At 65.5% G+C, this 26,070-nt stretch carries 28 protein-coding genes and 1 pseudogene; 20 read left to right on the forward strand and 9 right to left on the reverse strand.

The window, feature by feature from the left end:
* Window positions 1-95 precede the first annotated feature (95 nt).
* From SSPN_RS0124590 to SSPN_RS0124600, 4 genes are all read left to right on the forward strand, one after another.
* Window positions 96-1,922: a hypothetical protein gene (locus SSPN_RS0124590; RefSeq protein ID WP_010310215.1), complete on the forward strand. Its 1,827-nt coding sequence runs from the start codon at window positions 96-98 to the stop codon at window positions 1,920-1,922.
* 112 nt (window positions 1,923-2,034) lie between these two features.
* Window positions 2,035-2,466: a response regulator transcription factor gene (locus tag SSPN_RS51850; RefSeq protein ID WP_143539713.1), complete on the forward strand. Its 432-nt coding sequence runs from the start codon at window positions 2,035-2,037 to the stop codon at window positions 2,464-2,466.
* Between the two features lie 383 nt (window positions 2,467-2,849).
* Window positions 2,850-3,434 (forward strand): CYTH domain-containing protein, encoded by a 585-nt coding sequence (locus SSPN_RS57015; protein WP_010310217.1) that lies wholly within the window; start codon window positions 2,850-2,852, stop codon window positions 3,432-3,434.
* Window positions 3,435-3,569: 135 nt separating this feature from the next.
* Entirely contained in the window at window positions 3,570-3,761 is a 192-nt protein-coding gene (locus SSPN_RS0124600) for a hypothetical protein (RefSeq protein ID WP_010310221.1), read from the forward strand.
* A 135-nt stretch (window positions 3,762-3,896) separates the two neighbouring features.
* On the opposite strand, the gene SSPN_RS45590 is transcribed toward SSPN_RS0124600, so the two are convergent.
* The 3 genes and pseudogenes from SSPN_RS45590 to SSPN_RS45595 form a co-directional block, all read right to left on the reverse strand.
* The gene (locus tag SSPN_RS45590; protein ID WP_010310223.1) at window positions 3,897-4,583 is read right to left on the reverse strand and encodes an ISL3 family transposase; all 687 of its coding nucleotides are present in this window, start codon (window positions 4,581-4,583) and stop codon (window positions 3,897-3,899) included.
* A gap of 32 nt (window positions 4,584-4,615) precedes the next feature.
* Window positions 4,616-5,053, reverse strand: a complete 438-nt coding sequence (locus tag SSPN_RS62910; protein ID WP_395475399.1) for a histone-like nucleoid-structuring protein Lsr2 — start codon at window positions 5,051-5,053, stop codon at window positions 4,616-4,618.
* 338 nt (window positions 5,054-5,391) lie between these two features.
* Window positions 5,392-6,042, reverse strand: a pseudogene (locus SSPN_RS45595) (transposase); the annotation flags it as partial.
* Window positions 6,043-7,154: 1,112 nt separating this feature from the next.
* On the opposite strand from SSPN_RS45595, the gene SSPN_RS57820 reads away from it, so the two are divergent.
* The 4 genes from SSPN_RS57820 to SSPN_RS57825 all read left to right on the forward strand — a co-directional run bounded on the left by SSPN_RS57820 (window position 7,155) and on the right by SSPN_RS57825 (window position 10,345).
* Window positions 7,155-7,310 carry a hypothetical protein gene (locus SSPN_RS57820; RefSeq protein WP_187764675.1) on the forward strand — a complete coding sequence of 52 codons (156 nt, stop codon included), beginning with the start codon at window positions 7,155-7,157 and terminating at the stop codon, window positions 7,308-7,310.
* Between the two features lie 509 nt (window positions 7,311-7,819).
* Window positions 7,820-8,299 carry a hypothetical protein gene (locus tag SSPN_RS0124625; protein ID WP_010310231.1) on the forward strand — a complete coding sequence of 160 codons (480 nt, stop codon included), beginning with the start codon at window positions 7,820-7,822 and terminating at the stop codon, window positions 8,297-8,299.
* Window positions 8,300-8,536: 237 nt separating this feature from the next.
* Complete coding sequence (locus SSPN_RS0124630; protein ID WP_010310233.1) at window positions 8,537-9,589, forward strand: LLM class flavin-dependent oxidoreductase; 1,053 nt, start codon at window positions 8,537-8,539, stop codon at window positions 9,587-9,589.
* Window positions 9,590-9,868: 279 nt separating this feature from the next.
* Entirely contained in the window at window positions 9,869-10,345 is a 477-nt protein-coding gene (locus SSPN_RS57825; RefSeq protein WP_010310235.1) for a hypothetical protein, read from the forward strand.
* Here the strand turns inward: SSPN_RS57825 and SSPN_RS51865 are convergent.
* Entirely contained in the window at window positions 10,226-10,642 is a 417-nt protein-coding gene (locus SSPN_RS51865; protein ID WP_083822098.1) for a WhiB family transcriptional regulator, read from the reverse strand. The genes SSPN_RS57825 and SSPN_RS51865 overlap by 120 nt on opposite strands.
* Window positions 10,643-10,839: 197 nt before the next feature.
* Between SSPN_RS51865 and SSPN_RS0124640 the strand changes: the two genes are divergently transcribed.
* From SSPN_RS0124640 to SSPN_RS45610, 4 genes are all read left to right on the forward strand, one after another.
* Window positions 10,840-11,259 carry a helix-turn-helix domain-containing protein gene (locus SSPN_RS0124640; protein WP_029535685.1) on the forward strand — a complete coding sequence of 140 codons (420 nt, stop codon included), beginning with the start codon at window positions 10,840-10,842 and terminating at the stop codon, window positions 11,257-11,259.
* A gap of 192 nt (window positions 11,260-11,451) precedes the next feature.
* Window positions 11,452-11,898: an ImmA/IrrE family metallo-endopeptidase gene (locus tag SSPN_RS0124645; protein ID WP_010310241.1), complete on the forward strand. Its 447-nt coding sequence runs from the start codon at window positions 11,452-11,454 to the stop codon at window positions 11,896-11,898.
* Window positions 11,898-13,475 (forward strand): MAB_1171c family putative transporter, encoded by a 1,578-nt coding sequence (locus SSPN_RS0124650; protein WP_337466375.1) that lies wholly within the window; start codon window positions 11,898-11,900, stop codon window positions 13,473-13,475. Before SSPN_RS0124645 ends, SSPN_RS0124650 begins: the two co-directional genes overlap by 1 nt.
* Before the next feature lie 113 nt (window positions 13,476-13,588).
* On the forward strand, window positions 13,589-14,818 hold the full coding sequence (locus SSPN_RS45610; protein ID WP_044574911.1) for an amidohydrolase family protein: 1,230 nt from the start codon (window positions 13,589-13,591) through the stop codon (window positions 14,816-14,818).
* Between the two features lie 246 nt (window positions 14,819-15,064).
* Here the strand turns inward: SSPN_RS45610 and SSPN_RS55350 are convergent, their stop codons facing one another.
* From SSPN_RS55350 to SSPN_RS0124675, 5 genes are all read right to left on the reverse strand, one after another.
* Window positions 15,065-15,421, reverse strand: coding sequence for a hypothetical protein (locus tag SSPN_RS55350; RefSeq protein WP_148272031.1), 357 nt, complete (start codon window positions 15,419-15,421; stop codon window positions 15,065-15,067).
* A 163-nt stretch (window positions 15,422-15,584) separates the two neighbouring features.
* Window positions 15,585-15,896 (reverse strand): hypothetical protein, encoded by a 312-nt coding sequence (locus SSPN_RS0124660; RefSeq protein WP_010310251.1) that lies wholly within the window; start codon window positions 15,894-15,896, stop codon window positions 15,585-15,587.
* Window positions 15,897-16,265: 369 nt separating this feature from the next.
* A complete protein-coding gene (locus SSPN_RS55355) occupies window positions 16,266-16,508 on the reverse strand; it encodes a hypothetical protein (RefSeq protein ID WP_010310254.1) in 243 nt (80 codons plus the stop codon).
* A 67-nt stretch (window positions 16,509-16,575) separates the two neighbouring features.
* The gene (locus tag SSPN_RS0124670; protein WP_010310256.1) at window positions 16,576-17,583 is read right to left on the reverse strand and encodes a ketoacyl-ACP synthase III family protein; all 1,008 of its coding nucleotides are present in this window, start codon (window positions 17,581-17,583) and stop codon (window positions 16,576-16,578) included.
* Window positions 17,583-17,834, reverse strand: a complete 252-nt coding sequence (locus SSPN_RS0124675; RefSeq protein ID WP_010310259.1) for a hypothetical protein — start codon at window positions 17,832-17,834, stop codon at window positions 17,583-17,585. Before SSPN_RS0124675 ends, SSPN_RS0124670 begins: the two co-directional genes overlap by 1 nt.
* 649 nt (window positions 17,835-18,483) lie before the next feature.
* Here SSPN_RS0124675 and SSPN_RS49260 point away from each other — a divergent pair.
* From SSPN_RS49260 to SSPN_RS0124715, 8 genes are all read left to right on the forward strand, one after another.
* Window positions 18,484-18,999 carry an A24 family peptidase gene (locus SSPN_RS49260; RefSeq protein WP_010310263.1) on the forward strand — a complete coding sequence of 172 codons (516 nt, stop codon included), beginning with the start codon at window positions 18,484-18,486 and terminating at the stop codon, window positions 18,997-18,999.
* A gap of 1,029 nt (window positions 19,000-20,028) precedes the next feature.
* Complete coding sequence (locus tag SSPN_RS0124685) at window positions 20,029-20,484, forward strand: hypothetical protein (protein ID WP_010310265.1); 456 nt, start codon at window positions 20,029-20,031, stop codon at window positions 20,482-20,484.
* 118 nt (window positions 20,485-20,602) lie between these two features.
* Complete coding sequence (locus tag SSPN_RS51875) at window positions 20,603-21,376, forward strand: transposase family protein (protein WP_237710444.1); 774 nt, start codon at window positions 20,603-20,605, stop codon at window positions 21,374-21,376.
* A 180-nt stretch (window positions 21,377-21,556) separates the two neighbouring features.
* Window positions 21,557-22,105: an SAF domain-containing protein gene (locus SSPN_RS0124695; RefSeq protein ID WP_029535689.1), complete on the forward strand. Its 549-nt coding sequence runs from the start codon at window positions 21,557-21,559 to the stop codon at window positions 22,103-22,105.
* Between the two features lie 35 nt (window positions 22,106-22,140).
* Entirely contained in the window at window positions 22,141-22,953 is an 813-nt protein-coding gene (locus SSPN_RS45620; protein WP_010310273.1) for a CpaE/TadZ family protein, read from the forward strand.
* The gene (locus SSPN_RS45625) at window positions 22,950-24,335 is read left to right on the forward strand and encodes a TadA family conjugal transfer-associated ATPase (RefSeq protein ID WP_010310276.1); all 1,386 of its coding nucleotides are present in this window, start codon (window positions 22,950-22,952) and stop codon (window positions 24,333-24,335) included. Before SSPN_RS45620 ends, SSPN_RS45625 begins: the two co-directional genes overlap by 4 nt.
* Complete coding sequence (locus SSPN_RS45630; protein ID WP_158309641.1) at window positions 24,332-25,180, forward strand: type II secretion system F family protein; 849 nt, start codon at window positions 24,332-24,334, stop codon at window positions 25,178-25,180. The genes SSPN_RS45625 and SSPN_RS45630 overlap by 4 nt, the downstream gene beginning before the upstream one ends.
* Window positions 25,177-26,070: a hypothetical protein gene (locus tag SSPN_RS0124715; RefSeq protein ID WP_010310284.1), complete on the forward strand. Its 894-nt coding sequence runs from the start codon at window positions 25,177-25,179 to the stop codon at window positions 26,068-26,070. Before SSPN_RS45630 ends, SSPN_RS0124715 begins: the two co-directional genes overlap by 4 nt.

Below are 26,070 nucleotides of genomic sequence, written 5' to 3' on the forward strand. Positions count from 1 at the left end.
GCACCCGGAACGCATTGGCCGGCCAGGCTCATGTGGCAGTTCAGGCCGGGTCTGTCCATAGTGGAGCTCACGTCCATACCGCCCATGCGCCGACTGTGATTCCGCGGCAACTGCCCGCGCCGCCATGCCATTGGGCAGATCGCAACAAGATCCTCACCGCGTTGCCGCAGCATGCCGATCGTGGCGGTCCAGCCGTCGTGGTGGTCAGCGGACTCGGCGGCGTGGGCAAGACAGCGCTGGCCGTGCAGCGGGTGCACACCCTGAGAAACCGGTTCGCCAATGGCCAGCTTGACGCGGATCTGTCCGAAGTGGATGCCGCCGGTGTGCTTGTGTGCTGGCTGCGCGCTCGCGGCCACATCCGCCTCCCACACCGATCGGCTGAGCTCCCACCGACCTGGCTCAGCGTGACCTCCGCGCGGGCTCTGGCGATGGTCATCGACGACGCGGACACGGCGCCTCAGGTGGCGCCGCCGCTGCCCGCCGATACGGAGTGGCTGATTCGCGCCTACGCCACCGAGGGCAACAGCGAACTCGACGTTGTCACGGCAGAGATTCTCGCCGTCACATCCGGCGGCCTCCGGATCCAGGCCGTTCGCACAGCCGGGCAGCTCGCGCTACCCGCGCCGGCCAACACCGGCACGCACCACAACCGATCCCAGACCACGCCAAACGAGGTGACCGACATGTCCTACGAGACCCTGCCCGCCCTAGCGAAGCGCCTGTACCGCAGGCTCGGCGACCACCCCAGCCGTTACTTCACGACCGCCGCCGCGGACGCGATGCTCGACACCACCACCAGAGCCACCACCGAGTTGGCGTTGGAGATCCTGCTGGCAAGCGGGATGGTTGTCGATCACCACACCTGCTATTCGATGCCACACACAATCCAGGAACACGCCCGTACCCTCGCGGACCAGGACGATCAGCACACCCGGAAGGCCGCACGAGCACGCGTCATCACCCTGGCCTACCTGCCCGCTGCCGTCGACGCCGACTACGTGCTCAATCCCCACCCGCCGCGCTACAACCCCGTGTACGAGGAACTCCGCAGCGGGGCCCGCACATCACGGTTCGGTCATCCTCGCGAGGCGATGACCTGGTTCACCACCCACCTGGGAACCCTCCGGGGACTCCTGCACCAGGCACACGAACACGACGACCACATCGCGGTCTGCGACCTGGCCGAGGCCAGCTGGGGTGCCATCCTCAAGGGCCGCCTCAACCGCTACCTGGTCGACTCCCACGAACTCGCGGTCGCCTCCGCGAGAGAATGCGGAAGCCCAGCGGAGTCGATCCTGACCACGCGCCTGTCCTGGGGCTACCGCCGCACCGACCGCCTCTCCGAGGCGATCAACGCCGCCGTTACCGCCCGCCAGGTCGCCGTCAAAGCCGGGGATGACTGGGCGGAATCGACCGCCTGGTCCGCCGAAGGCCGGGCCTACCAAGCAAAGGCGGAGTACAACGTCGCCGTGGAGCGGTTCCTGGAGTCGTTGGCGATCGCCGAACGTCTCGGGGACTCTCGCAGCATCGCGCTCAGGCTGCGCTACATCGCCGAGTGCCACACCGCGCAGCAACGGTACGCCGAGGCATGCGAGTGCCTGGAGAACGCGGCCGCCCGCATGGACACCATCGGCGACACAGTGGGCTACGCCGGTGTCCTCGTCAAGCTCGCCGCCCCGCGCATCGCCAACGGGCAAGCCGACCTCGCCCTCGACGACATGGTCATCGCGCTGGAGATCATGCGCGACTCAGGATCGGATGCCTACGTTGCCGATGTCCTCGCCTGCACCGGCGATGCCGCCGCGGCACTGGGCCACACCACCGACGCACGCCAGCACTACACCCAGGCCCACGATCTGTTCGCCGCGGTCGACGACACCACGAACGCCGACCGCATGACCGCCGCACTGGCCGCCCTCTGACCCCGCGCTCCCGTCTTCAACAGCGCGCTCGTCAACTTTCGATACCGCGAATTCACGAGCGCTGAAGCGGAAGCGTCCTTTTCATCCATGCGCATCGCGAAAGGTAAAACCAGTGAAGTACTCCCCCCGGGACGAACAGGTGATCACTGCGGCGCGCGATTCAAGACGCCGCTTTCGGCCATCGCACCTCAGTCGCATTTCCCCAGCGGAAGAAGTGATCATTTTCGCCATTATCAGTGGAATGAACAACGCGCAAATCGCGAAAAACCTTTTCGTTACCCCGTACACGATTAAAACGCAAATTGCCAGGCTCTTCCAAAAGTTTGACCTCCGCTGCAGAGCGGAACTCGTCGTTCTCGCCTACGAAGCAGGAATTGTCCGCCCAGGATGGGTGAGTCGTCAGCTTGACCCGTCCGAACTGGAGATAGGCAGGGATCATTTCCCGTTTCACAAAAAGAAAGCCAAAAAAGATGGCATCCTTGTTGCCCGCCAGCCGTCTTCTGTTGCCTCCCGAAGCCTGGCCATCGACAGCAAACCGGGATGATCCTGAGAATACACGCGACGGCGATGGGCATGGCGACGTGGCGACTTTTCGCAGCCGGTCACTCCGAATCCGCGCGCTTTTGGCCAACGCCGGCTACACCCCCGGTCCGCACCGAAATGGTTCACTCCGGCGCCACAACGGATACCGCAGTGGGAACCACACACGCCGACGCCACCAGAACCAGAACCGGACCTCGAAATGAGACAAGTCCAGGGAGGAGACTCCCCGCGACTGAGCAGTACTCGGGCCGCTCCTCGGACAACGGCCACAATGCTGGCTCCACGCCAGCCGGCGACCCCGTCTCTCCAAGGCCGCAGCAGGCCGCTGAACCCGACCGCGCTCAGTGGCCGGCTGCACTCCCTGTGACCACAAGGGCGACATCCATGTTCCAGCGCGAGCGCACACACGAACTGACCAGCGGTGATGGCAATGCCCTCACCGAACGGCTAGCAGAACTCCAATTTCACCGCCTGCATCGCGCTTTCGAGGCCGACACCTACTACAGCGACGGCACCCGGATTCGCCAGCGCAACGGCTACGCCGAGATCACACGCACCGCAGCAGCCGCGGAACACCACCACATCACCGGGGTCACGCACCTGACGGCCAAAGTCGTGCTGCTCTCCGGAGACCAGGCTGTGGCCGCCCACGAGCTGCTGTCCGCACTCGGCCTCGACTACCTGGTCCGGGTCCAGAAAGTCCGAACAGTGTTCCAGCACGTGCAAGAGACCATCACCGTCACCGTCGACGAACTCACCGACCTCCAGCGCTGCTTCGCCGAGACCAAGGTCACCGCCTCCACCATGACGAACGCGAGACAGCGGCTGGCGGCCGCCGAGCACTCACTCGGCCTGTCCCACTGCCGGATCGAACCCCGGCCCTACCCCGAGCTCGTACTGGCACATCTCGCAGCCCACAACAGCGAACCAGCAAAGGCAGGAGAGCGTCCGTGGACGGCAGTCCCTTGATCACCCCGCTGATCATCGATGACAGCGGCACACCAGTCGGCTGTCATGGAGGTGCCACCGGCGGCTGCGGGGCGGCATTGATACTGAACGCGATCGCATGGGTCGCCGTCTACCCCACCACGAGGTGATGCGGCGATGCCCCCCTCTCCCATCACCGCCGAGGAACGCGCCAGGATCGAGCAGCTACTGCTTGACGGAGGGCGGCCCTTTCGCATCGCCAACCAGGTCGGCCGGTCCGAATGGGCCGTACGGCGGATCCGCGACACGTTGTGCGACCAGATCCACGACGACGACATCGACACGTGGCGAATGCGAGGCCCTAGATGATTGATTCCGTGAAGATCATGTGAAGTGGGGCCGGGATGTGGACATGGGAGGAGGGCGTCCAAGATCAATGTGTGAGCAATGACCTAGACACCCTCCTGACAGCACTGTACGTGCTGGTCGTGACGTATGTGTGGGTTAAGTGCGCCCGGGGAGGGTGAGTGTCGGGCCGCCGAGGTTGAGCATGACGAGGGCGATCAGGGCCTGGGGCGTGTGGAACCCGAAGGCCATGCGGGTGAAGAGTCTGATCTTGGTGTTAGTGGACTCGATCAGGCCCTGAGACAGCCCGTGCTCCAGGCTGGCCTCGATGGACGCGCGGATGCGGACCACGGACTTGCAGAGCTTCTGGATGGGTTCCAGGGTGCTGCGCCCGGCCTCTTTGATCCAGGCGTCGAGGATGCGTTTGCCCTGCTTACCCCTGGCTTGGAAGACGATGCGGAGTTTCTCTTTGAACGCGTAGGCCTCGTGGAGGCGGGGGCTGGAAGCCGTGATCCACTTCAGGGTGAGGCTTTGGTCCTGGGTGAGGTTGTCGGGATTTTTCAGCAGGGAGTAGCGGGCGTTTTTGAACTCCCTGGCCAGGTCCTGCCGTGGGGTTTCCGGCTTCGGATCATCGGCAGTGGGGCGGCCGACACGACGGTCCTGTTCTGCGCGTTCGGTGTCGGCGAGTGCTTTGAGGGCACGCCATTCCTGGCGGCGGACGGTATCGATGGCGTCGGTGGCCCAGGCCACGATGTGAAACGGGTCGGCGCACAAGATCGCTTGCGGGGCGCGTTGTGTGACCGTCGAGGCGATCCAGTGCGCCGCGTCAGCGCTACGATCACTCATTGCCTACGACCACTAACACCAACTTCACGGAATCAATCATCTAGGTGGCTCGGCAACAACCTCGGGAACCGGCTCGCCGAACCCCGATTCCCCCACGTCACCGACGCCGTCCACGGCTGGCTCTCCGACCGCGTACAACTCCACCACGTGATCAACGCGATCGAGAAGGCATCCCTGATGCGGAAAAAGCGATCCTGACAAGGCCTACGCCGGGTCGTCCTGCAATGGCCGGCTCGATCTGAAACCTGCATCCCCTGATTCCGTGCCCAATCCCGAATGGCCTGGCTACGTTCCCGGCCGGTCGTAGTTACCGTCGCTGAAGACTTGCCCGTCTTGACGACGGCACGCTTGCGGCCACCGGTCTTCCGCGCATTTACCACGAAAGACGCCAGCGAGTCACGGAGTTCGGCAGCATTCTCGAAGGAGAGGTTAATTGCATAGTTCGCTCCATCTATACCGAACTCTACAATACTCTCAAGCCGGTGTGCCGTCGATGCCGTCGAGGAGTCGAATGGCGACTTGCCGAGCCAAGACGGTCTCCCTTATTTCACCGTGCACAACACGACGCGAACGCTCCAAGAGTTCACGGTGAAACCCCGCTGAACATGTTAACCCAATTAGGTCCTAGCCAAAATGAATCATTGAGCTTTATGGTTCCATTGCGAATGCATCAAAAATAGGGCTCTCCTGACGTATGTGTGGGTTAAGTGCGCCCGGGGAGGGTGAGTGTCGGGCCGCCGAGGTTGAGCATGACGAGGGCGATCAGGGCCTGGGGCGTGTGGAACCCGAAGGCCATGCGGGTGAAGATGGCCCAGGCCACGATGTGAAACGGGTCGGCGCACAAGATCGCTTGCGGGGCGCGTTGTGTGACCGTCGAGGCGATCCAGTGCGCCGCGTCAGCGCTGACGTGGGTCAAGGCCGCGGTGCGTTCGGGTCCGAGTTCGTCGAAGAACGTGCTCAACGTGGCGGCGCCCAGGCCCGGCGCGGCCCAGATGACCCGACCGGTGTCGTGGTCGACCACGATCGTCAGATAGCGATGGTTCTTCTTATAGGAAACCTCGTCGATCCCGATCTTGCGGACCCCGTCGAGCAGGTCGATCTCAGCGGAGATGTCGGCCCAGACCCGGTCGATGACCGACCCGACCGTTTTCCATGCGATTCGCAGCAACTCCCGCACGGTTGACTTCGAGGTTCGCACCGCCAGCCACGCCACCTGGGCGTCAAAGACAAGCGTGTGCCCGGCACCATGCCGAGCCCAGGGCACCCGAGCCACAGTCACCCCGTGCTCGGCACAGCGCACCCTGGGCGCGTCGGCTGCCAGCCACATCTGCGTCAGCCCGCAATCCACACTCCGCCACTCACGGCGCCTCCCGCCGTCGTATCCAGGGCTTCTCCGACCGCACCGGCCGCACCGGTCATGCTCGCCCTTACGGCGGCTGGGCCGCACATGCAGCACTACCCGCTCAGGCAATCCACACTCCGCCACTCACGGCGCCTCCCGCCGTCGTATCCAGGGCTTCTCCGACCGCACCGGCCGCACCGGTCATGCTCGCCCTTACGGCGGCTGGGCCGCACATGCAGCACTACCCGCTCAGCGCGGCCAGGACGGCCTTCTTCGAAAGCCACACGCTCGATCACGGTCCTGTCGTCCAGACCCGCCATCGCGCGCCATACACTGACATCCGGCACGTCGTTCGCTCCCTGGTCAGCTTGTTGATCTCGCAACCAACAACCTAGCCCAAAGCGACGGCGTGCCTTCATCTTCCGGACCCAACCCCAGGCCACACGCCCACTAATCGATCACAAGAGCCGTTTTTGGTGGCCGATCGGCTGCGGGGCAGGGCTCGGCCTGACGGATGATCCGCGATGTGGGTGGTCGCGGCGATCCTGGTAACGATCGCACTCGGCGGTATGCAAGGAAGTCCGATGCACGGACGCAAAGGGCCGTAGTCAGGTCTTGCGAATTCTGCCGCTCGCTCATGACCGTGTGGCTGTACAACCACCGCCCAGTGACTGGTTCGAGGTGAACGCCGAGCAGCTTCGTGACTTGCTCGCTGCGGCCCGGGAAGCGATCTGGGAGTCACACGCGAACTACGACCCCACGAATCGAACCACCGTGGTCGGTGGCACGTGTTTCTGAGGGAGCTCTACGAATCGGTGCGGCAGCGTTTGCGGGTCGTGAGCGCTGGTGATGACCGGGCGGTGACCGCGGTTGCTCGTTCAGAGGTGCCACACCTCATCGACGCCGTACGGACCCTGATGGCCGGACACGAACCGAACGAGATCGGTGAGTGCCCGGCGTGCTCTCGAACCTTGCGGCGGTGGACGAAACCGTGGCGGCGACCGACATCGCCGTGCACGGTCTACCTCGCGGCACGGCGGGCCCTATTCGACGAGACCGACGAGCCTCGTCACGCCCTGCACTGACCCCCCATGATCTGGCTCGGCTCCCAGCACTCCCCCGGCCCGGGAGCCGAGCTGCCGGTCGGCGATGCGTCACCGGGCTGTACCCCGAACAGCCATGACTTCGGCGACGTATCTCCGACCGGGCCCTTCCAAAAGGAGCACGCATTGATTTCCGTTCAGCTCCCCCAGGAGTTCCTGCAACGGCTGGTCGCGATCACGATCGCTGGCCTTCCGGATCCCACTGAGCTTGCGTTGCGCACCAACCTGCGGCTCCCGCCGGACGGTACGCGTCCTGTGTTCTCGCGTGCCCCCAGCGACTGACTGGCGGAGTCGTGTCAAAGCTCCTGGCGGACCAACGGTGACCCCAACACCTGCGGTCCGCCAGGTTTCCAGCAGAGGAGTGAGGCCGATGTGGCGCCGAAACCAACGACATTCAGTACTGGCAGTCCTCTCCCGCCTCGGACGTCCACACGACCGCTACACGTGGACGATCCCCTGCCGCGAAGCACGGGGAAGGCGGGCTCGGCTGCGCGTGGGACTGGCCCCGGGAGGAGTGACCCTGACGGTCACCCCGCACGGGCCGATCACGTCGGCGCCGCTGGAAGCCGGGCGGCTGCGGGCCGCCGTGCGCGACGCCATCTCTACACACGCCCCGCTGGCAGCACCGGGAGCCCGAACCCGGCATCGCCGCACCGCAACGCCGCTTTTCGGGGCGTCCTTCGCCTTCGGCGCCGACTACTACGCAGTACCCGCGAATGCCGCACCCCGGCCATCGTCAACCGAGGAACAGGAAGACCGTCATGCCACCCAAACACGGAAGGATTCTGGGTATGCCGCCGCAGGAAGACGCCGATGCCCAGCGGCTTGACCTGGTCCGCGCCGCGGACTGGTACCGGCTGAAGTTGGGCTGGCCGGTGACCTTCGATGCAGTTCATCGCCGCTTGATCCTGCGCACCGGCGAGCCGCTCGACGCCGTCGTCCTGCCGGACTGGCCGGCCGACACGGTCGTCCAACACCGCGAACGGAACCTACAAGCAGGGCCGGTGTGCGTCGACACCACCACAACCTGGTGGACCATCCTCACCGAACCCCGCCCACCAGCACACGCCGACATCGCCCCGAAGTTGCGCAGCCGACGGGTCCACACCATCCCACCCGGCGGGCAGGTCATCGTTGCCCACCCACAGGACACCTGCCACTGGCGTCGTGCACCAGAACCCAGCAGCCGGCTCCCACCGTGGACAACCGTGATCACCGCAGCGAACCGCACCGTCGATCGCCCCTGCCAAGGCCCGCGATCACATCGCTGAACGTCCAGCGTGGGCGCGTCACATACCCGCAGCGCACGCTCCGCGAGGGTCGAGCCGCCCCAACGCGCCCCTCCACCGGGGCGGCTCCCCACCTCGCCCCCACGAACCTCGACACTGTCCAACTCGATCACCCTCAAGGCATCGCTTGGTCCATCACATCCCGGGTTGGCGCACAGTGGATGATCCGACTCTGCGACGAGCTGACACAGCGCGGCGCGATCCGAAAGGAGCTGGAACGTGGCACCGTCGGAGACTGACGTACGCCTGTCCGTCCTGGACACCTCGCCGATCGTGCAGGGCTCCACAGCTCGGCAGGCCCTCCACAACACGCTCGATCTGGCCCGGTTCGCCGACGAACTGGGCTATTACCGGTACTGGGTGCCCGAGCACCACAGCATGCACGGGGTCGCGAGCTCTGCTCCCGCAGTGCTGGTGGGCCAGATCGCCGACGCTACTGGCCGCATGCGCGTGGGATCCGGCGGAGTTCTGTTGCCCCATCACGCGCCGCTGGTGGTCGCTGAGCAGTTCGGGACGCTGGAGGCACTACATTCCGGAAGAATTGATCTCGGACTCGGCCGCGCTCCCGGCGGTCCGCCTCACGCCGCCGCCGCAATCCGCGGTACACGCACACTCAACGACACGTCATTTGGCGAGCGGCTACACGAGCTGCTCGGCTACTTCGATCCTCCGGAGGACCATACCGTTACGGCAGTGCCCGCCGTCGGAAACCGGCCGCAGGTGTGGATTCTCGGCTCCAGCACCGCCAGCGCCGAGCTCGCGGGCTCGGTCGGCTTGCCCTACGCATTCGCCCACCACCTCAACCCCGAGGGGCTGGAGGCCGTCCAGGTGTATAGAGACTCGTTCCAGCCTTCCTCGACGTCACAAGTCCCGCAGATCATCGTTAGCGTGTCGGTCATCGCCGCAGACACCGATGAGCGCGCCGAATGGCTCGCAGGATCAACCCGTCTGAAGGTACTCAGCCGAGTACAGGGCAAGCGGATCCTCCTGCCCAGCCCGGAAGACGCAGCCGCGCACCCCTACACCTCCGCAGACCGCGAGGAGATCGCCGCACGATCTCACAGCGTAGTGGCAGGCTCGCCCACCACCGTACGAAACAAGCTGGAAGCCTTGCTCGACGAGACGAGCGCGGACGAGATCATGGTCACCACCCCGGTCTATAACCACGCCGACCGTCGCCGATCCTACGAACTCCTCAGCTCCCTCACGTTCAATTCCGCCACCATCACGTCCGGCGACCGCTTCCAAAAACTCGACAAGCCCATCGGCTAGCACTGGAAAGCGGCCGTGCGGACACCGATCGCTTGATCGGCCACAGCCGAAAGACACCGCTACAACGCGCCACCGCCAACTCCGTGGCCGACTTCCGCGAGGTCTGGTAGTTCTCCCACAGCCAGGCGTGGCTCATCCCCGCTGGGGACTGCCCTGGGCGCGCAGCGTGACGCCCAGAAACTCGGGCCCACCGGAACCCCTGACTGGATCCAACCGGCCGTACGGCTCTGTGACGACACCACCCCGGGCGCCTTCCCCGACGGGTACTTCCCCGAGTTCGTGACCGACGGCACCGGCGGAATGTTGTTCGCCTGGGCCCGCATCGACCACAACCGGCAGGACAGCCGCGCCCAACACCTACGCCCCGCCGGGCAGGAAACCTACCCGCACAACGGTGCCCCGGTCGTACTCGACAGTGCCGACACCCACACCGTCCCCGTCTGCGCCCTGGCCCCCACCACGGGCGACGCCTACGTGTTCTGTCTCGACGAACATTACGATCCCCAACAGCTCAAGTCCTACGTGCCCGGGTCCAGAGCCTGGCCCCTGTACCGCATGCCCAAAGGGCCATCGAAGGGCTCCTACAGTTCGGACCCCCCAACGCGACCTGTACCTGGCAGATTCTGGCAGTTCCGCTCAGGCGATACGTTCGTTCGGGTCGCGGTGCCGTTCAGTGGCGCCCACGGCCGCTGGGTGCTGATCGAACTCGGTTGGGGGAACGAGTTCGGACTCTTCCCGGGGTTCCCCTGCGTCTAGTGTCTCGAGTAGCTGGCGTGCCACGCGGATGGCGTCCGGCCTACGGCCAGGATGCTGTGTGGCATGCCGGATGGCTTGCCGTCGGTCCCGCGCGCATACACCACCCCAGATCCCCCAACTCTCGCCTTCGTCGATTTCGTAGGCGAGGGCGACCACAAGGCAGCCTGTCCGAACCGGACAGTCGGCACACGCCCACTTCGCTTGACGCCGCTGGCGGCTCACGGAGTCGACGCCGCGAGGTGGCTCAGGAAACCACTCGCCTTGGGTGCCGTCGACGCATCGACCTTGCCGATGCACTCGTTTTTCTAGATCGCGAAACAATGCGACCCCCCGGTGATCAAAGCCCTTGTGTAGCTTGATCTTGTCCGCTATAGAGGACTTGGAGCTTCGAACGTAAGCCGCCGAGGACCAGGTGTCAACTTCACTGAACTCGGGGCTTGCGTATGTCCCCTAAAGAGGACACGCTGGACTGGCAGTGGAAGGAGGTGTCGTCGATGGGGACCGAACGGGGCAAGGTCCACCACACGTTCGCCGAGAAACTTGATCTTCTGTTCGGCAGCGTGAGACGTGAGGATGGCGAGCGGCACACGGTCCGGGAAGTCGCCAAGGGCTGTGGCATGTCCAAGACGCATCTCTACAACCTTCTCAGCGGCGACCGTGAGCCCAGCCATGCCACGGTGAAGGCTCTGGCGGAGTTCTTCGATGTGCCGTTGGACTACTTCGCCGACAACGAACGCGGTCGCGAGCTGACGTCGCAGTACGCGTTGCTCGCGAAATTCGGCGAGGGGAAGCTTCGTGCATTGGCGCGTGGTGCGGAGCAGCTGTCGGTGGAGTCGATGAACAACGTGCTGGCTTTCATCGAGTTCGAGGCCAGCCGCCAGAAGAAAACAGCTGACGATCACTCGCCTGAGTGACGATGTGTCTCTGTCCCTGTTGATCGGTGATCGTGAGGCGACACTGGATCTCCGTACTCGGCGTTAGTGCCGCGATCTGGGGGTGAGCTTGCTGTGGGAAGGTGGCGGGAGTCGCGCCCATGTTGGGCGTCGGAGCGGGCGTTGCGACGGCGCCTTCGCCGGGACCTCGCTGGTCTTGGCATCGACGAGCCTGTGGACATGGGTGAGGTCTGCAGGCGGCTGAGTGTGCAGCGCGGCAAGCCGATTCGACTTGTCGCTTATCCGTTTGCGGTTCCCGGGCCCTTTGGCTGGTGGGGCAGTACGCCTGATACCGACTTCATTCTGTACCAGGCTGAGACGACACCCGCCCATCAGCAGCACATCATCGCGCACGAGCTGGGGCATCTACTCGCCGACCACAAGCCCGACCCGGACGAGGATCCGTTGTGGGCGACGATGATGCCTGACATCTCGCCGGAGGTGATCCGTCGCGCGCTGCGCCGTACGTCCTATGACACCGTGCAGGAACAAGAGGCAGAGATCGCGGCCACGATGCTGCTGGAAGCCGCGGCAGTCGTTGAATGCGTCCGACTTCCCGGTCTCTCACAGCGTGCTGGCCGGGCACAGCGCGCGCTCGGTGACCGGATGGTCTGGCTGTGATGCTGGAAGAGCTCGTGGCCGCGGCGCTCAGCCTCGCCTTGTTGTGGTGCTTGCATCGAGTGTGGCGCACGCCACGAGACCCTGCGCTGTGGATGGTGTCCGCTTGCTTGGCCTTTATGGCGCTCAGTTATCCGCTGGGTTGGCTGGCCAGAGCGGCCGAGGCGGATCCCGCTGTCCAGCACGGCATCCCGAAAGTGCTGCTCAACGCAGTGATCATGCTCGGGTACTTCTTCTTGATGCTCTTTTTCCTGTTCTCGGCAGCACCAGCGGGCAAAGGCGTCAGGCATCAAGCTTGGCGGGAAGTCATCCCGCTAGCTGCTGCGGTGATCGCTCAGACAGTGTCGATGGCCCTGACTCCCGACCAGCTTCGCGATCACAAGTTTTCCACCACGGATCTGCAGATTCCCGGTATCGCCAGCTTCTACTTCGTCGGTGCAAGCTACCTCGTCTACGTACTCGTGCAGGCCGCCCGCTTCGCGTTGCGGTATGCCGCTGAGTCCAACCGGCGCGTGCGGATCGGGTTGCGGATGGCCGCCGTCGGACTCGGAATCCGTGCTCTGAGTGGCTCATTGCGAGTGCTGCTCGTAGTCGTGTTCTGGCTCGGTGGAACTGTCCCAGACGCGGTGCGGGAGATGACGGCGACGCTGGCTGCCCTTGGTGGCGGTCTGTTCGTGACGGGCGTGCTCTGCCCGGCGGTTTTGCTGCGGGTCGCCACCATGCGGGTGTGGTGGCGACATCGACGCGCCTACCGTGAGCTGCGCCCGCTGTGGGAGGTCCTCAATTCGGTGTATCCGAAGGATGCTCTTGATCGCCGGACACGAAGCCTGTGGCGGGAACGAGTGTCTCCTCGCCGAGTCCGCCGGCACTACTGGCGTCGTGTCATCGAGATCCGTGACGGACTGGTCCAGCTCAGTCCGCACCTGGCGGACTTCGGTTACTCGCCGAGCCGCCCAGCAGACCAGCAGATCACCACCTTCCAGCGCGCCTTGCAGCATCGGCACGAAGGCTTGCCCGCGACGACTTCCTCAGCGGTCCTGGTGGCGGCGCCGCCCCAGGTCGGCAACGTCGAAAGCGACGTCGCTGAACTGCTGGCCTTGACACGGAAGATCGCGATGCAACGGGGCGATACACCCCACAGGCAAGACACGGGGCTACGCGCACGCAACGCCGTCATGATCGACCGGATCCGAGCGCAGGACCCCGCTCCCTACGCTGAACGGCGCTACGTTCTGCGCATTCTCGCAATCAACGGACGCAAGACCGGCGAGATTCGGTCGGTCCCGATCGCGGTCACCCAACTCGACGGCCAACGGTATGTGTGCGCCCCACATCGCCAGCGCGACTGGGTTCGCAACCTTCTGGCCGCCGGCCAAACGCAGATCGAGCGCGACACACATCCTATGCATCGTGCTGTTCTCGTCGAAGGCGATGAGGCGGCAAGAGCCATCCAGACCTACCTGCACGATCTCGGGAACCACTCCATGATGTGGCCGTTCCCGCCCAACGCTCCGGTCAGTGAGATCCTTGCCCATACCTCCACAACAGCGGTCTTCCGTCTCGAGCCCAAGCCAGGATGATCCGCTCGCCCCTGTTGCGGCCCAGGAACAGGCGATTCGCATCACTTGAAGCCCAAGCCACTCTGCTCGGTCAATGCACGACGCAGCGCGCACAGCGCGGAGAGGACGATGACGTGCAGCAGCTGATCACCGCCAGTCAGGTGCTCATCGGGCCAGCCCAGCAGCGGATCCAGGAAGGCGCGGTCCTGATCCAAGACGACACCATTCTCGCCGTGGGACAACGACATCACCTCGAGCAACAAGCCGACGAGAATGCCCGGCGGCGGGACTACCCAAACTCCACCGTGTTGCCGGGACTCATCAACGGCCATGTCCATCTCTGCTTCGACACCAGCCCCCAGTTCCTCGAATCGGTACAGCAGGACAAAGACAGTGATTTGCTCCTGGGCATGGCCGGACGGGCACAACAAGCTCTCGCCAGCGGCGTTACCACCGTTCGCGATCTCGGTGACCGTGGCGGCCTCTCCATCCGCCTCCGCGATGCCATCGCACGCGACGATCTGCCGGGTCCCCGCATCCTCGCTGCCGCAGCACCGTTGACTATCCCTAACGGACATTGCCACTTCCTCGGTGGGACCGTCTCCGGAGAGGCCGAGATCCGCCAGCTAGTGCACCACAACGCCGCCCTGGGCGCAGACGTCATCAAGGTTATGGCCTCCGGCGGTCAGATCACCCCGAACTCTCCCCCGATGTGGGCGTCACAGTTCACTGCAGGGGAACTGTCGATCATCGTGGAAGAAGCATCGCAGCTGGAGCTACCGGTAGCCGCGCACGCGCATGGCACCGAAGCTATCGCCGCCGCGACCGCCGCTGGGGTCTCCACCATCGAACACTGCTCCTGGCAAAGCGCCAACGGACCAGACCGGCGCGACGACATCGCGAAACAAATGGCTGACAGGGGAATCTATGCCTGCACAGCGCTGAGCGGAAACTGGCGCTCGATCATGAAACGCCTCGGCCCCGAGGGAACGGAGGCGATGTACGGCAGACTGGTCTGGCTCGCCGAACTCGGCGTGCCCCTGATCATCGGCACCGACGCTGGTCTACCCGGCTCATGGTTCGACGACCTCGTCGGAACCATGGAACTCTTTGAATACCTCGGCTTCCCCCACGACCAGATCATCGACATGGCAACGTTCACCAGCGCCACAGCGTTCGGCATCGCCAACAACGTCGGCCGACTACAGCCCGGCTATTCCGCCGACCTGATTGTCGTCGACGGCGACCCCCTCACACGCCTGGACCACCTTCGAAACCCGCAACTCGTTCTCGCCCGCGGCCGCGAGTTCCGAGCCTCGAACCGACAAGAACCCAGCACAGATGCCGGCGACCAGAACCGCTGAGGATACGGGCTACGCAAAGCCTCCTCCGCACCTACACTTGCGCCACCACCGAACTCGCCCTGGAGCGAGATCGCAGCGTTTACTGACCCAGCGGAACCGGCTGGATCAGCCCTGCCCGGATCCTCACTTGGTCCTACACTTCGCGAAACTGGCGGCTGGATTCGCTTGTCTTTCACAAGCACTCGGTACCTGTACGGCCGCGCGGACCTCGAAAAGCGATCGAGGTCCGCGTGGCTGGCGCCTGGGCTAGCGGCAGTCCAGGTAGAGGCTGTCAGGGGAGATGCCGTTCTGGCGTAGGCGGAATGTCGTCCAGCCGTTGTGGTCTAGCTTATGGCATGGATCGAGGCCATACATGTTGATGCCGACCCATCGGCCGGGTGCGCATGGGTGGTGTACGTGGACGTAGTAGTCGAACGGGCTTGCTGATTCCGTCCACCAGGAGAAGCCGCAGGCGGCTCGTTGTTGCGTGGTGTCGTGTCCGGAATCGGATGCTGCCGTGGCATGGCTGGCACCGATGGTGAACGCGGCCAGCATGCTCATCGCGGACAGACAAAGCGCGGCGGACCGCCGACGTCGGCGGCGGGTATCCGAAGCGCTTGTCACTGCACCGGTTTTGACCTCCGAGCGAGAATGATCGGTTCTCTTCATTGTTAGTTCCCTTCTAATGTGGACGTGCTTCACCGTGGGAGGAATTGAATGGAAGGAAAGAGCAAGATTTCTCTGGACGCAGCGGGTTATGAGTTGGTGCTTTACCGCTTGGCGTTGGCTAGCTCGTCCTGTTTGGTGAGGTAGGGGCGAAGCAGGTTGCGACGCTGCCGTTCACCCAACCAGACACCGCGGTGGTGACGTCGGTCAAGTTGACCCAGTGCGGTGTTGTGGCTGTACCGCCGAGGAACTGGTGGACGCGGTAGTCGTGGTGTGTGTAGTAGATGCCGTCGACAGGCGACTTCAGGTCGTTGGACCTGTGGATACGGGCACCATCCTGGATGGAGAAGGTGTATCCGGCCGGGCAGGAACCTTCCCCGTACGCGGCCCCGTCCACACCTGACATCAAGAGTCCCGCAAGGACGATGGTCACGGTGGTAAACCCTTTTGTTCTCATTGAGATCTCCTAGTCGTGATGGATCGCTGGGCCAATGAGCGAGGTGGTCGCGGGGCATGGATGTTCGCCGGACGAGATGAACGATCGGTCGGCGGGAGTCGGGGTTGCCCGTGCGGCGAGCAACCCCGGCCGGTGGAGGGGGTGTGGCGTTGTGCGCGCGACGGCTACCTGGTGTGGGGGTGGTGCGACGCTTGGGTTGTTCAACATTTTTTCTCCATTCCAGGAACTAAATTCGATCTTGCAACGGAAGAAGGATTTTCTGGCCAAGAACAGTAGGTTGCCGACGTCAAAGTAGCCGACGAAAATCTTGGCGAATTACAGTTCTGCGGGGGCACCGGAAGGCTTTTAATCTCCCAAACACGCTAGTTCGCAACAGCCAGCGATGCAGCCGTCGTCCGGAACGGCGTCGCTAGCGATGGTCATGGTCTCATCGCCGATGCTGGGTGCTGCTGTGGCGATGGCACCGGTGAGCGGGACGAGCAGTCCCATCATCGTGAGCAGTGTTGTCACGAGCGCGGAGGCGTACCGGACGGTGACGGTTGGGATATACGTCGTTGTCGCGTTCCTAGAGTTGTTTTTGTCTCTCATTTCGTTTCCTTTCTTTTTGGGCGCGTTTCGCCCTGGGCGGAATTTCATGCGGGGTCGGCGTCACGTGTTAAGCGATGCGTAGGAGGGCGGCGGTCCAGGTCATTCCGACGCCGATGCCCAGCAGGATGACGTGGTCGCCGGTGGTGGCCTGGTGTCGTGTGAGGAGGTGGTGGAGGTCGATGATGTGGTCTGCGGCGCCCATGTGGCCGTACCGGCGGGCGAGGAAGGTGCTGCTGCGCTGTTCGGGGATTCTGAGTGGTGCCAGGCAGTGCCGGTGGGCCAGTGGGGCTCCGTAGTGGGGGCAGAGCACCCAGCGGACGTCGTCGAGTTCGAGCTCGGCGTCGTAGAGGACCTGTTTGACGACGGCTGTGGTGGCGGCTGCGTTGAGGGCCTCGATGGTGCCGGGTCCGTCGTGGGTTCCGAGCCAGTGGGCTTTTCGGTGGCGCAGCTGGATCGGGGGCCGGTAGGTGTTTCCGTTGTACCACGGGGTTTTTCCGCGGTGCAGGCCTTCCAGGCATGGCTGTGCGTGGGAGGCGGTGGCGATCAGTTCGGCTACGGCGTCGTGGGGCGAGTCGCGGTGGAGGAGGACTGCGGCGCCGGCGTCGCCGTAGGTGATGCCGGGATCGGTTTGCCAGCGGTCGAACAGCGGGGCGTGGAAGGTGTCGCCTGCGGTGAGCAGCGCGGCGTGGCCGTGTTGGCCGGCGAGGACGGTGGCGGCCAGCTCCAGGCCGGCGATCATGCTGTTGGACATGCCGTTGAGCGCGAGCGTCATGGTGGTGTCGAGCCTGAGCTGGTCGGCAACATAGGAGTTGTGCGACCAGAAATCTAGGCCGGGGTCGTGGATGGTGGCGTGTAGATGCAGGTCCAGGCGGCCGGAGAAGCCGCGGAGGGCTTGGTGGCCTGCGTGCGCCGCCAGTTCAGGGCCGGTGCGGTCTGGTGCGACAGCGACGGAGGACTGCTGGTTCCGGCGGGCCTGCTCGGGGCTGTAGCGGCCGGTGTTGATGGCATCGGCGACGGGCGCGAGGTCTCCGGTGACCGCGCCGACGCCGTTGATCGTGATCCGGTGGTGCTTCATCACCGGATCACCTCGCCGCATGCGTTGCGGGAGAGGCGGCCGGTGAACCAGACTTCGCGAAACCCATCGGCGCCGATCGAGCAGTCACGACTCAGAGCATGGAAAGCGGGGTCGATGGCGCGGTTGACGAAGCCGAGGAAGACCGGCTTGGTTGCGTGGGTGACCATGGACAGGTGGCCCCAGTCTTCGCCGTCCTGCCACCTCAGGATGAACAACGCTGGGGGCGTGTTGGTTTCGGAGACGGTTCGCATAATGCACTCCATTCCCCGCGCTGGGCACGGGAAGAAAAAGAAATGCGGGGAGTCCACTTAGGAAACTGCGGTGACCCGGGATATGGTTTTCCGCGTTGAGGGGTTCGCTACGGTGACACGGGAGCGGGTGCCGCGTCAGATTTTGGCCTCCCCCACCGGGTAGATACACCCAATAGAGTGAGCCGCACTGCCGATGTCACTAGCCCGTCCACGGCTGAGACGCGTTGCGGCGAGCGGTAAATTTGGTGGCGGCTGCTGGTTTCTCGATCATCATGCGTTTCGCGAAGTCCGCGGCGCAGGGGCGGCTGGTCCTCACAGGCTCTCGCTCGATCGGGTGTATGCGGCCGTGGACCGGGGTCAAAATCTGACACGAGGCATCCGTGAATGTCAGGCTCGGTCTTCCTTGAAATCGTGGCGATAAATCAGTCCTCTCTGTTTCGTCGCGGTTCATTCCGGCCTGGGAGGTGAGATGCAGTGCTGGATTCGTCATCTCGTCCATGCGCCTGTGGGTGGCGCGATGCGTTTCCCCGCGATGCACTGTTCGTCGATGGGTGCGGGTTTTCTCTTTGCTGGCGCGGGAATCGCGGCGGGTTGTGTGCTGGCGTGGAGGGTGCGGTCGTGGGTCGTGTGGTCGACGCGGCGTGGGCCGATGGTCGGGTTCAGTGCTGTCGGCGGCGTGGTCTCCCTCGTCGTGGGTTGCCGGTTCGCGACCGATCCCGCGTTGCTGGCATGGTGGTGGCTTGGCATCACCGGGGCCGGGTTGGCCGTGATCGACATGGCCTGCCACCGGCTTCCCCGGGCGTGGGTAGTGACGACAGCGGCGGGCGGGCTCGCGGTGTTCGCGATGCTCACCATCACCGACCCGGAGAACGGTGTGGCTCTGGTGCGCTCCCTGCTGGCTGCAGTAGTGGTATTCGCCGTGGGTGTCCTGGCCTACCTGGTGATTCCGGACTGGATGGGGTTCGGCGACGTCACCCTCTACGGTGCGCTGGCGCTGTACTGGGCCTGGATCGGTTGGCACGCGGTCCTTCGCGGCATCACGGCTTCCTTCCTCCTGCTTGGTATCACCGCAGCACTGGCATGGATCCGCCGCCGCGACAGCGAAGCCCGGATCGCCGCGGGCCCCAGTCTGATCCTCGGCGGCTGGATCGGCGTCCTGTCGTAAACAATCCTGATGCAGAAAGGACAAGTCGAATGGGCATGACCACCACGACTGTGCTCACCCGGACATCCGGTCTGGTGCTGTGGACCGTGGGTGCTCTGATGGGAGGGTGTGCGAGCACGTCCGATCCGGGACCTGAGCCCTCCGGGCCGAGCATCGCTCCACCTCCCGGTCGCTACACCGGCGAGCGGGCGGCCGTCGAAGGCGTGTACCGCGAGTTCTGGCGCATCTCATGGGTGTCGCACAACGAACCAGACACTCAATGGGAAAACGAATTGCGTCGGGTCACCTCCGGGCAACTCGCGAATCACATTTCGTCCACGGCTCGGCAGCAACGTGCCGAAGGGTCCGGGCTGTACGGCGAGATCACACCCCGCGGACCGACGTGCGCATCGAAGGCGATCAGGCCACGATCACCGACTGCCAAGACACGAGCCGAGCGGGGCAGTCCGACCTTGCTACCGGCACACCCAAGACGGTGGGAATCGAACGCAACTCCGCCCGGGTCACCGTGATCCGCGAGTCCGGTGCGTGGCGCGTGTCTCGATTGGACTTTCCAGGAGGGCCCTGCTGATGTACTCCAACCTCGGTCTCCTTGCCCTTGCCGCAGCCGTGGGCTTAGCTGCTGCGCCAGTGGCTCAAGCGCAAGACAACGTGGTCGTGCGGCCCGGAGTCCCTGGAGGCAACTTGTACGCGCCACCGGCGGTCGATCTCGACGCGACGAGCCCAGGCCGCCCAGGAAAGCCCGCGTCATACAAGCCCAGCAGCCATGCGAGCACACATCCCACCGCGGGTGCTGCGCCCGCGCCGTTGGCGATGTGTTCGACGTTGCTGTGCGATGCCCCGGGGCAGTCGCAGGATGCGGCGTTCCTGCTCGCCTCACGGCCGCTGTGGTGCTTGGGACCGCTGTATGACGGACGGTGCCTGTGGCCAAAAGCCGCATCACCGACGACGGGATCACCCACTGCCCCGACGCCACGTCCCGCTGTCCTGGCACAACAGGCGGCGCAACGTTTGCGGTTGCCGTTACCTATGCCTCGGCATTCCCCGGACCTGCGGTTGCCGGATGATCGTTCGGCGACGGTGGTCGGTGAGCACACCTGGTTCTGGACAGATCCTGCGGACTGGCGTCCGCAGCGGGAGAGGGTGCAGGCCGGCGCGGTATGGGCCGAGGCCACGGCGGTGCCGGTCCGGTTGTCGATGGTGCCGGGAATGGGGCAGCCGACGGAGTTCTGTGCTGGGCCCGGGACACCGTATGACCGGTCGTTTGGGCTGCATGCGGCCTCGCCGGATTGCGATGTGGTGTATGAGCGCTCGTCGATGGATCAGCCCGGTGAGCAGGTCACGGCACAGTGGTCGATCACGTGGCGGGTGGTATGGCGGGGATGGGATGGCAGCGCGCCCGTGGGTGGTGAGCTGGCGCCGATGACCTCGCGGGCGCCGGCGCGGTTCGCGGTGGCCGAGGCCCAAGCACTCCGCACCCGCTAAAACACATTTCTTCTTTTCTCATTCTTTGAGCGCTATTCTAGCGACTTGATCACCTAAAAATAGGGCAACGGCCCCAATCGAGTAAGATCGTTTTCTTCTCACAGAACACGACTTACAGGTGGAGCCGTTGCGTTACCAGTCTACTACGGGGCTTGTTGCTGACCAGATTGAGGAGTTTGTTGCCCGGATCTGGCAGATCGTCCAGTGCCGTAAAGAACAAGTGTGGCCTCCGACGGTGGGGCTGTATCGCGCGGTCACGCTCACCCTGGTGTATGTCCGACAGAATTTAAACCAGGCGGCCGTGGGTGATCTGTTCGGCGTCAGTCAGCCGACCGTATCGCGGGTCTATCGAGGCATACTGCCGCTGATCGGAGAGGCGTTGTGTCTGCATGTGCCAGACCTCGAGGAGGCCATTCGTGGCCGGCTCGTCCTGGTCGATGGCACCGATGTGCCGACCGGTAACCGTGCTGGTCACGAGGACAACTACTCCGGCAAACGTCGCCGTGCTGGGCTGAACATCCAGGTCGCCGCCGATACGGAGGGAGGTCTGCTGGGAATATCGACGCCTCTATGCGGATCCATGCACGACCGAAAGGCGTTCACCGAGTCCGGCTGGGAAGATCTTCTAGTCGAGACCTCATTCATCGGAGACCCTGCCTATCAGGGAACTCGCGCGATTACGCCTCGCAAGAAGCCGAAAGGCGGCGAACTCTCGGCGGCAGATAAGAAAAACAACAAAACGATCTCATCGCTACGATCTGCCGTCGAGCGATGCCTCGCACATTTAAAGAATTGGAAGATACTTGCCACCGGGTACCGAGGGCGGCTCGCTGAACTCTCCAACATCATCCGCATCGTCACGGCGCTCGAATTCTATCGACTCGGCTGGTAACTCACGTGAATAACGCTCTTTCTTTGTATGCATTCATTTCTGGGAGTATCTATGTCCAGTAGTGGGATTTTCGCGGTCACGACACCGGATTCCAGTCCGTCTGAGAAAGCGGGCTCTGCGGGTTCTCCTCGGGTGCCTCGGCGACGGCGGTGGTGGCTTGTAGGGGCCTCGCTGGGGCTGGTGGCTGCGTCGACGGTCGCGACGGTGATGGTGGTGTCGGCTGCGTGGGAACGTGAGCCGATGCTGCTGCTGGCCCGGGACGTGGCCTGGGGTCAGCCGGTGACGGGTGCGGATGTGACCACTGTGGAGCTTCCGCCGAGCGCTCGCCGGTTTGTGGTCGCTGATGCCGATCGCGGCCGGGTGGTGGGTCAGGTGGCTGCGGGCAATTTGCGTGCCGGGCAGCTGCTGTCGCACGGCGACGTGATGGCCCAGAGGGTGCCTGCGGTAGGCCAGCAGGTGATCGGTGTCCGGCTGCCGCAGGGCCGGTTTCCCGCTCGCGGGCTGTTTCCCAATGACCCTGTCGAGGTCGTGACGCTGTCGACCACCGGCGCAGCGGCAGAAACGGTCCCGAGTGGGAGCGGGTTCCGGGCGCGGGTGGTGCAGGTGTCACCGCCGGATGCCGAAGGCGCGATCGTCGCGGACTTGCTCATTGCCGACTCGCTGGCCGAGCAGGCCAGCGCCGCCGCGACCAGCGGAGCGCTCGTGACGCTGCTCGGCCCCTCCTCGTAGATCCGTGGTTTCTGTTGATGGTGAAGGGAATTGTCATGGCTGTGATCACGATGTTGTCCGCGAAATGTTCCCCCGGTGTGACTACGGCGGTTGCCGCGTTGGCCACCGTGTGGCCGCATCACCTGCTGGTGGTCGACGCGGACCCGGGCGGGGGTGATCTGCTGTCGGGCTGGGTCGGCCAGTGGTGGGTCGATGGGCGCCTCACGACCAGCCGTGGGGTGGTGAGTTTCGCCGCCGCGACCCGGCATTTGGACGCCGTGCCCTCGGAAGGGCTGGCGGGGCATGTGCAGGAGGTCCCGGGGCACGATCACCTCCGGCTGCTGGCAGGGGTGACCAACCGGGCCCAGGCCGGTGCGATCGGCGAGGACGGCTGGCGGCGGCTGGCCAGCGCCGCCCGGGACCTCACCGCCCACGACAGGCCCGACGTCCTCATCGACGCGGGCCGGTGGGTGCCCGAGACACCCTGGGCCTTGGTCACCGAAGCCGACCTTGTCCTGGTCGGCGTTCGCCCGAGCTTGCGGCATGTCTCGGCCGCCCTGCCGTTGATCACAGCGTTGCGGGAGCTGGTGCCGATCACCCGGCTGGGGGCTGCGGTATCGGCAACCACAAGCCGGGAAGCCGACGGTGTGGCCCGAGCGTTGGGGATCCCGGTCGGGCTGGAGTTGCCGGACGACCCGGCCGCGGCGCGTGTGCTCTCGGATGGCTGCGCGCACTCCCTCAAGCCTCGCCACTGCGCGCTGCTGCGCACCAGCCGGATGGCCGCGCGTCGCCTCCACGTCCGTCTCACCCCGCCTCCGCCCCCGAACACCACGGTCACCAACGGCGTCGTTCAGGAAGGTGCGGCATGAGCACGGGGATCAACGAGCAGCGGCAGCCCCCGATCGGTGTGGATCGGCCGGGGTTCGTGCCCAATCCGGCGACGGTGCGGGCGTTGCGCGCGAGGGTGGCCCGGCGCCTGCAGGGCGAGGGTTCGCACGGGGTGCAGCGGGCGTCGCTGGTGGCCGAGGAAATCACCGCCTGGGCTCACGAACGCGCCTCTCGCGGGGATCCGTCGTTGTCCGAACAGGACGAACGGGTGCTTGCTGCCGCGGTGCTGGCCGCGTTGGCGGGGTTGGGTGGACTGCAGCCCTTGCTGGAACGCGGCGATGTGGAGAACATCCACATCCACGGCCACGACCAGGTGTTCCTGGAGCTGGCCGATGGCCGTCTGCAGCGCTGGCCCCATGCGGTCGCCGCCTCGGATGCGGAGCTGGTGGAGTTGCTGGAGGCGATGTTCGCGCGGCTGGGCCAGACCAGCCGGGAGTTCTCACCAGCCAGGCCGATCGGGAATCTCCGCCTTCCCGGGGGTGGGCCGTTGGGCGCGCGGTTGGCGGCGGTGCGGGAGATCAGCGGCCGGCCACGGGTGGCCATCCGCCGCCACCGCCTGGCCCACACCACCCTCACCGACCTGCACCACCAGGGCAGCCTGGATACCGATCTGCTGCATTTCCTGCAGGTCGCCGTGGCCGCCGGGCTCAACCTGCTGGTCACCGGGGGCCCGTATGCGGGCAAGACCACGCTGCTGCGGGCATTGTGCGACGAGATCCCCGACAGGGAGCACATCGTCACCGTGGAGGACGACTACGAGCTCGGGCTGCACCTGAACCCGGTGAAACATCCCCTGGTCACACCCCTGGAGGCGCGCACCGCGAACGCCGAAGGGGTCGGCGAGGTCAGCCTCGACGACCTGCTGAAGCAGACGCTGCGGCATTCGCCGTCGCGGGTGGTGGTGGGCGAGGTCCGCGGTGGTGAGATCACGGCGCTGCTGCGCGCGTTGGGCAACGGTGCCGCCGGCGGGATGGGCACCCTGCACGCGGCCTCCGCGCGGGCCGTGCCCGACCGCATCGCCGCGCTCGGCCAGCTCGCCACCCCGCCCCTGCCGGTGGAGGCCGCGTACCGGTGGACCGCCTCGGCCTTGGATCTCATCGTGCACGTCGCCCGCCGTGACCACGCAGGCAGGCGGGAGCGGTTCGTGACCGAGATCGCCGAAGTCGGCCAGGTCGGTGACGCGGCGATCCCGGACCTCACCAGCCTGTTCGTGCCCCGGCCGGGTGACGGGCGCGCTGTGCCCGCCTCTGCCCCCAGCCCCGTCCTGCTGGCCCGGTTGGAAGCCCGCGGTCTGGACCGCGGCATCTTCCAGCATCACCACGGTAGGTGGGACACCCACCCTTGGGGAGACGAGGACCGGTGATCTCCTCCTTTTCTGTCCTGTGTGGACTCGTGCTCGGTGCTGGGCTGGTGCTGGGGTTGCTCACCTTTGCGGCACCGCCGCGTCTAGGTCGGCGTCCAGCGGGGCGCTTCTGGGTGTCGGTGTGGCGGCGTGTCCGCCGCTGGTGGCGACGTGGACTGCTCGCCACGGCCGTCGCGAGCGGGGTGTGGTGGTTCAGCGGGTGGCCGGTCGCGGGTCTCGCTGCGGTCGCGGCGGTCCTGGGATTGCCGGTCCTGCTGGCACCGGCCGGGCCACGGGATGCGATCGCGCTGCAGGACGCGCTGGCAGTGTGGACTCGGCGGGTGGGAGATCTGCTGGCCTCCGGCGCCGGCGGCCTGCATCAGGCGCTCGCCCGCTCCGCGGACACCGCCCCCGAACCTCTCACCGGGGCGCTCCGACGGTTGGCTGACCGGCTACCGGGCGACCGACCGGAGCGGGCGTTGCGGGCCTTCGCCGACGAGCTTGCCGACCCGGCCGTGGACGAAGTCGTGCTGGCGTTGCTGCTGCGCGTGCGCTCCGGTGGCCGCGGTCTGGTGGAGAACCTGCATGCCCTCTCCGCTGCGTTGAACACGCGTGTCGCGGCCCAGCGGGAGATCGAGGCCGACCGCGCCAAACCCCGCACCACGGTGCGGACTCTGGTGGCCATCACCGCGGTCATGGCCGGTGGGCTGCTGGTCTTCGCCCACCCCTACCTCGCCCCGTTCACGTCCTGGGAAGGGCAGGCAGTGCTGGCCGGGGTCGTCGGGATTTTCGCGGGAGCGTTGTGGCGGATGCACCGCCTGTCCACCGCCGCGCCCAGGTCACGCTACCTCGGGAGCCGGCCATGAACCCCGTACTCCAGATCGCCGCCGGCCTGGGCGCGATGCTCGGGCTCGGGCTCGCCGCCGGGGTGCGGGTCGTGGCCGGGCCGGCGCCGATGGACCTCGCCGCAGCCGTCCGCCACCTCACCACGCGCACGCGCCCGGCCGTCGGCTGGAAAGCACGGCGGGCTGGTCTGCTCGCCCGCGTGACCGAGCTTGCTCACCGGGCCCGGCACCCGTGGCTGGGCATTCCCGTGCACGATCTCGACCTGCTCGACCGCGCCCCCGCCGGCTACGTGGCCGCGCGGGTGCGGTGGGCGGCCGCAAGCCTCACCGCCGCAGCCGTTCTCGCCCTCAGTGCGACGGTGGTCGGGGTGGTGTTCCCGCTGGGTGTGTCGATGCTGATGGTGTGTGCCGTGGGTGGTGTGGGGGCGATGGTGCCGGTCTGGCAGATCCGGGACCAGGCAGCGCAGGCGCGGGAGGACGGACGTCGCGCGCTGGCGGTGTACCTGGAGCTCATCGCCCAGCAACGCGCCGCCGGCCACGCCCCCGGCCCGGCGTTGCGAGAGGCCGCCGGCGTGGGCGAGCACTGGCTGTTCACGCGCCTGCACCGCACCCTCACCCACGCCGAGCACAGTGGACACTCCCCGTGGGATGCGCTGCGCGACCTCGGCGAACGAATTCGGGTGCGGGAGCTGGTGGCGGTCGCGGACCTGGCGGCCACCGCCGCCGACGGCGCCGCGATCTCCACCAGCCTCACCACCCAGGCCGCGAGCCTACGCGCCACCGACATAAGTGCCGACAAGGCCGATGCCAACACACGAACCGAACGACTCACGCTCCCGGTCACCGCGCTCATGCTCGGCTTCCTCCTCCTCGTCCTCTACCCCGCCATAGTCCGGCTCCTCACCGGATAG

The sequence above is a fragment of the Saccharopolyspora spinosa NRRL 18395 genome (assembly GCF_000194155.1).
Classification (GTDB): domain Bacteria; phylum Actinomycetota; class Actinomycetes; order Mycobacteriales; family Pseudonocardiaceae; genus Saccharopolyspora; species Saccharopolyspora spinosa.

What these genes read in the sequence shown, in the direction of transcription:
- SSPN_RS57015 (WP_010310217.1), top strand. Translation starts at nt 2,850, where the DNA reads ATGTTCCAGCGCGAGCGCACACACGAACTGACCAGCGGTGATGGCAAT.
- SSPN_RS0124600 (WP_010310221.1), top strand. Translation starts at nt 3,570, where the DNA reads ATGCCCCCCTCTCCCATCACCGCCGAGGAACGCGCCAGGATCGAGCAG.
- SSPN_RS45590 (WP_010310223.1), bottom strand. Translation starts at nt 4,583, where the DNA reads ATGAGTGATCGTAGCGCTGACGCGGCGCACTGGATCGCCTCGACGGTC.
- SSPN_RS0124625 (WP_010310231.1), top strand. Translation starts at nt 7,820, where the DNA reads ATGCCGCCGCAGGAAGACGCCGATGCCCAGCGGCTTGACCTGGTCCGC.
- SSPN_RS0124640 (WP_029535685.1), top strand. Translation starts at nt 10,840, where the DNA reads ATGGGGACCGAACGGGGCAAGGTCCACCACACGTTCGCCGAGAAACTT.
- SSPN_RS0124650 (WP_337466375.1), top strand. Translation starts at nt 11,898, where the DNA reads ATGCTGGAAGAGCTCGTGGCCGCGGCGCTCAGCCTCGCCTTGTTGTGG.
- SSPN_RS55355 (WP_010310254.1), bottom strand. Translation starts at nt 16,508, where the DNA reads ATGAGAGACAAAAACAACTCTAGGAACGCGACAACGACGTATATCCCA.
- SSPN_RS0124670 (WP_010310256.1), bottom strand. Translation starts at nt 17,583, where the DNA reads ATGAAGCACCACCGGATCACGATCAACGGCGTCGGCGCGGTCACCGGA.
- SSPN_RS0124675 (WP_010310259.1), bottom strand. Translation starts at nt 17,834, where the DNA reads ATGCGAACCGTCTCCGAAACCAACACGCCCCCAGCGTTGTTCATCCTG.
- SSPN_RS49260 (WP_010310263.1), top strand. Translation starts at nt 18,484, where the DNA reads ATGGTCGGGTTCAGTGCTGTCGGCGGCGTGGTCTCCCTCGTCGTGGGT.
- SSPN_RS0124685 (WP_010310265.1), top strand. Translation starts at nt 20,029, where the DNA reads ATGCCTCGGCATTCCCCGGACCTGCGGTTGCCGGATGATCGTTCGGCG.
- SSPN_RS45620 (WP_010310273.1), top strand. Translation starts at nt 22,141, where the DNA reads ATGGCTGTGATCACGATGTTGTCCGCGAAATGTTCCCCCGGTGTGACT.
- SSPN_RS45625 (WP_010310276.1), top strand. Translation starts at nt 22,950, where the DNA reads ATGAGCACGGGGATCAACGAGCAGCGGCAGCCCCCGATCGGTGTGGAT.
- SSPN_RS0124715 (WP_010310284.1), top strand. Translation starts at nt 25,177, where the DNA reads ATGAACCCCGTACTCCAGATCGCCGCCGGCCTGGGCGCGATGCTCGGG.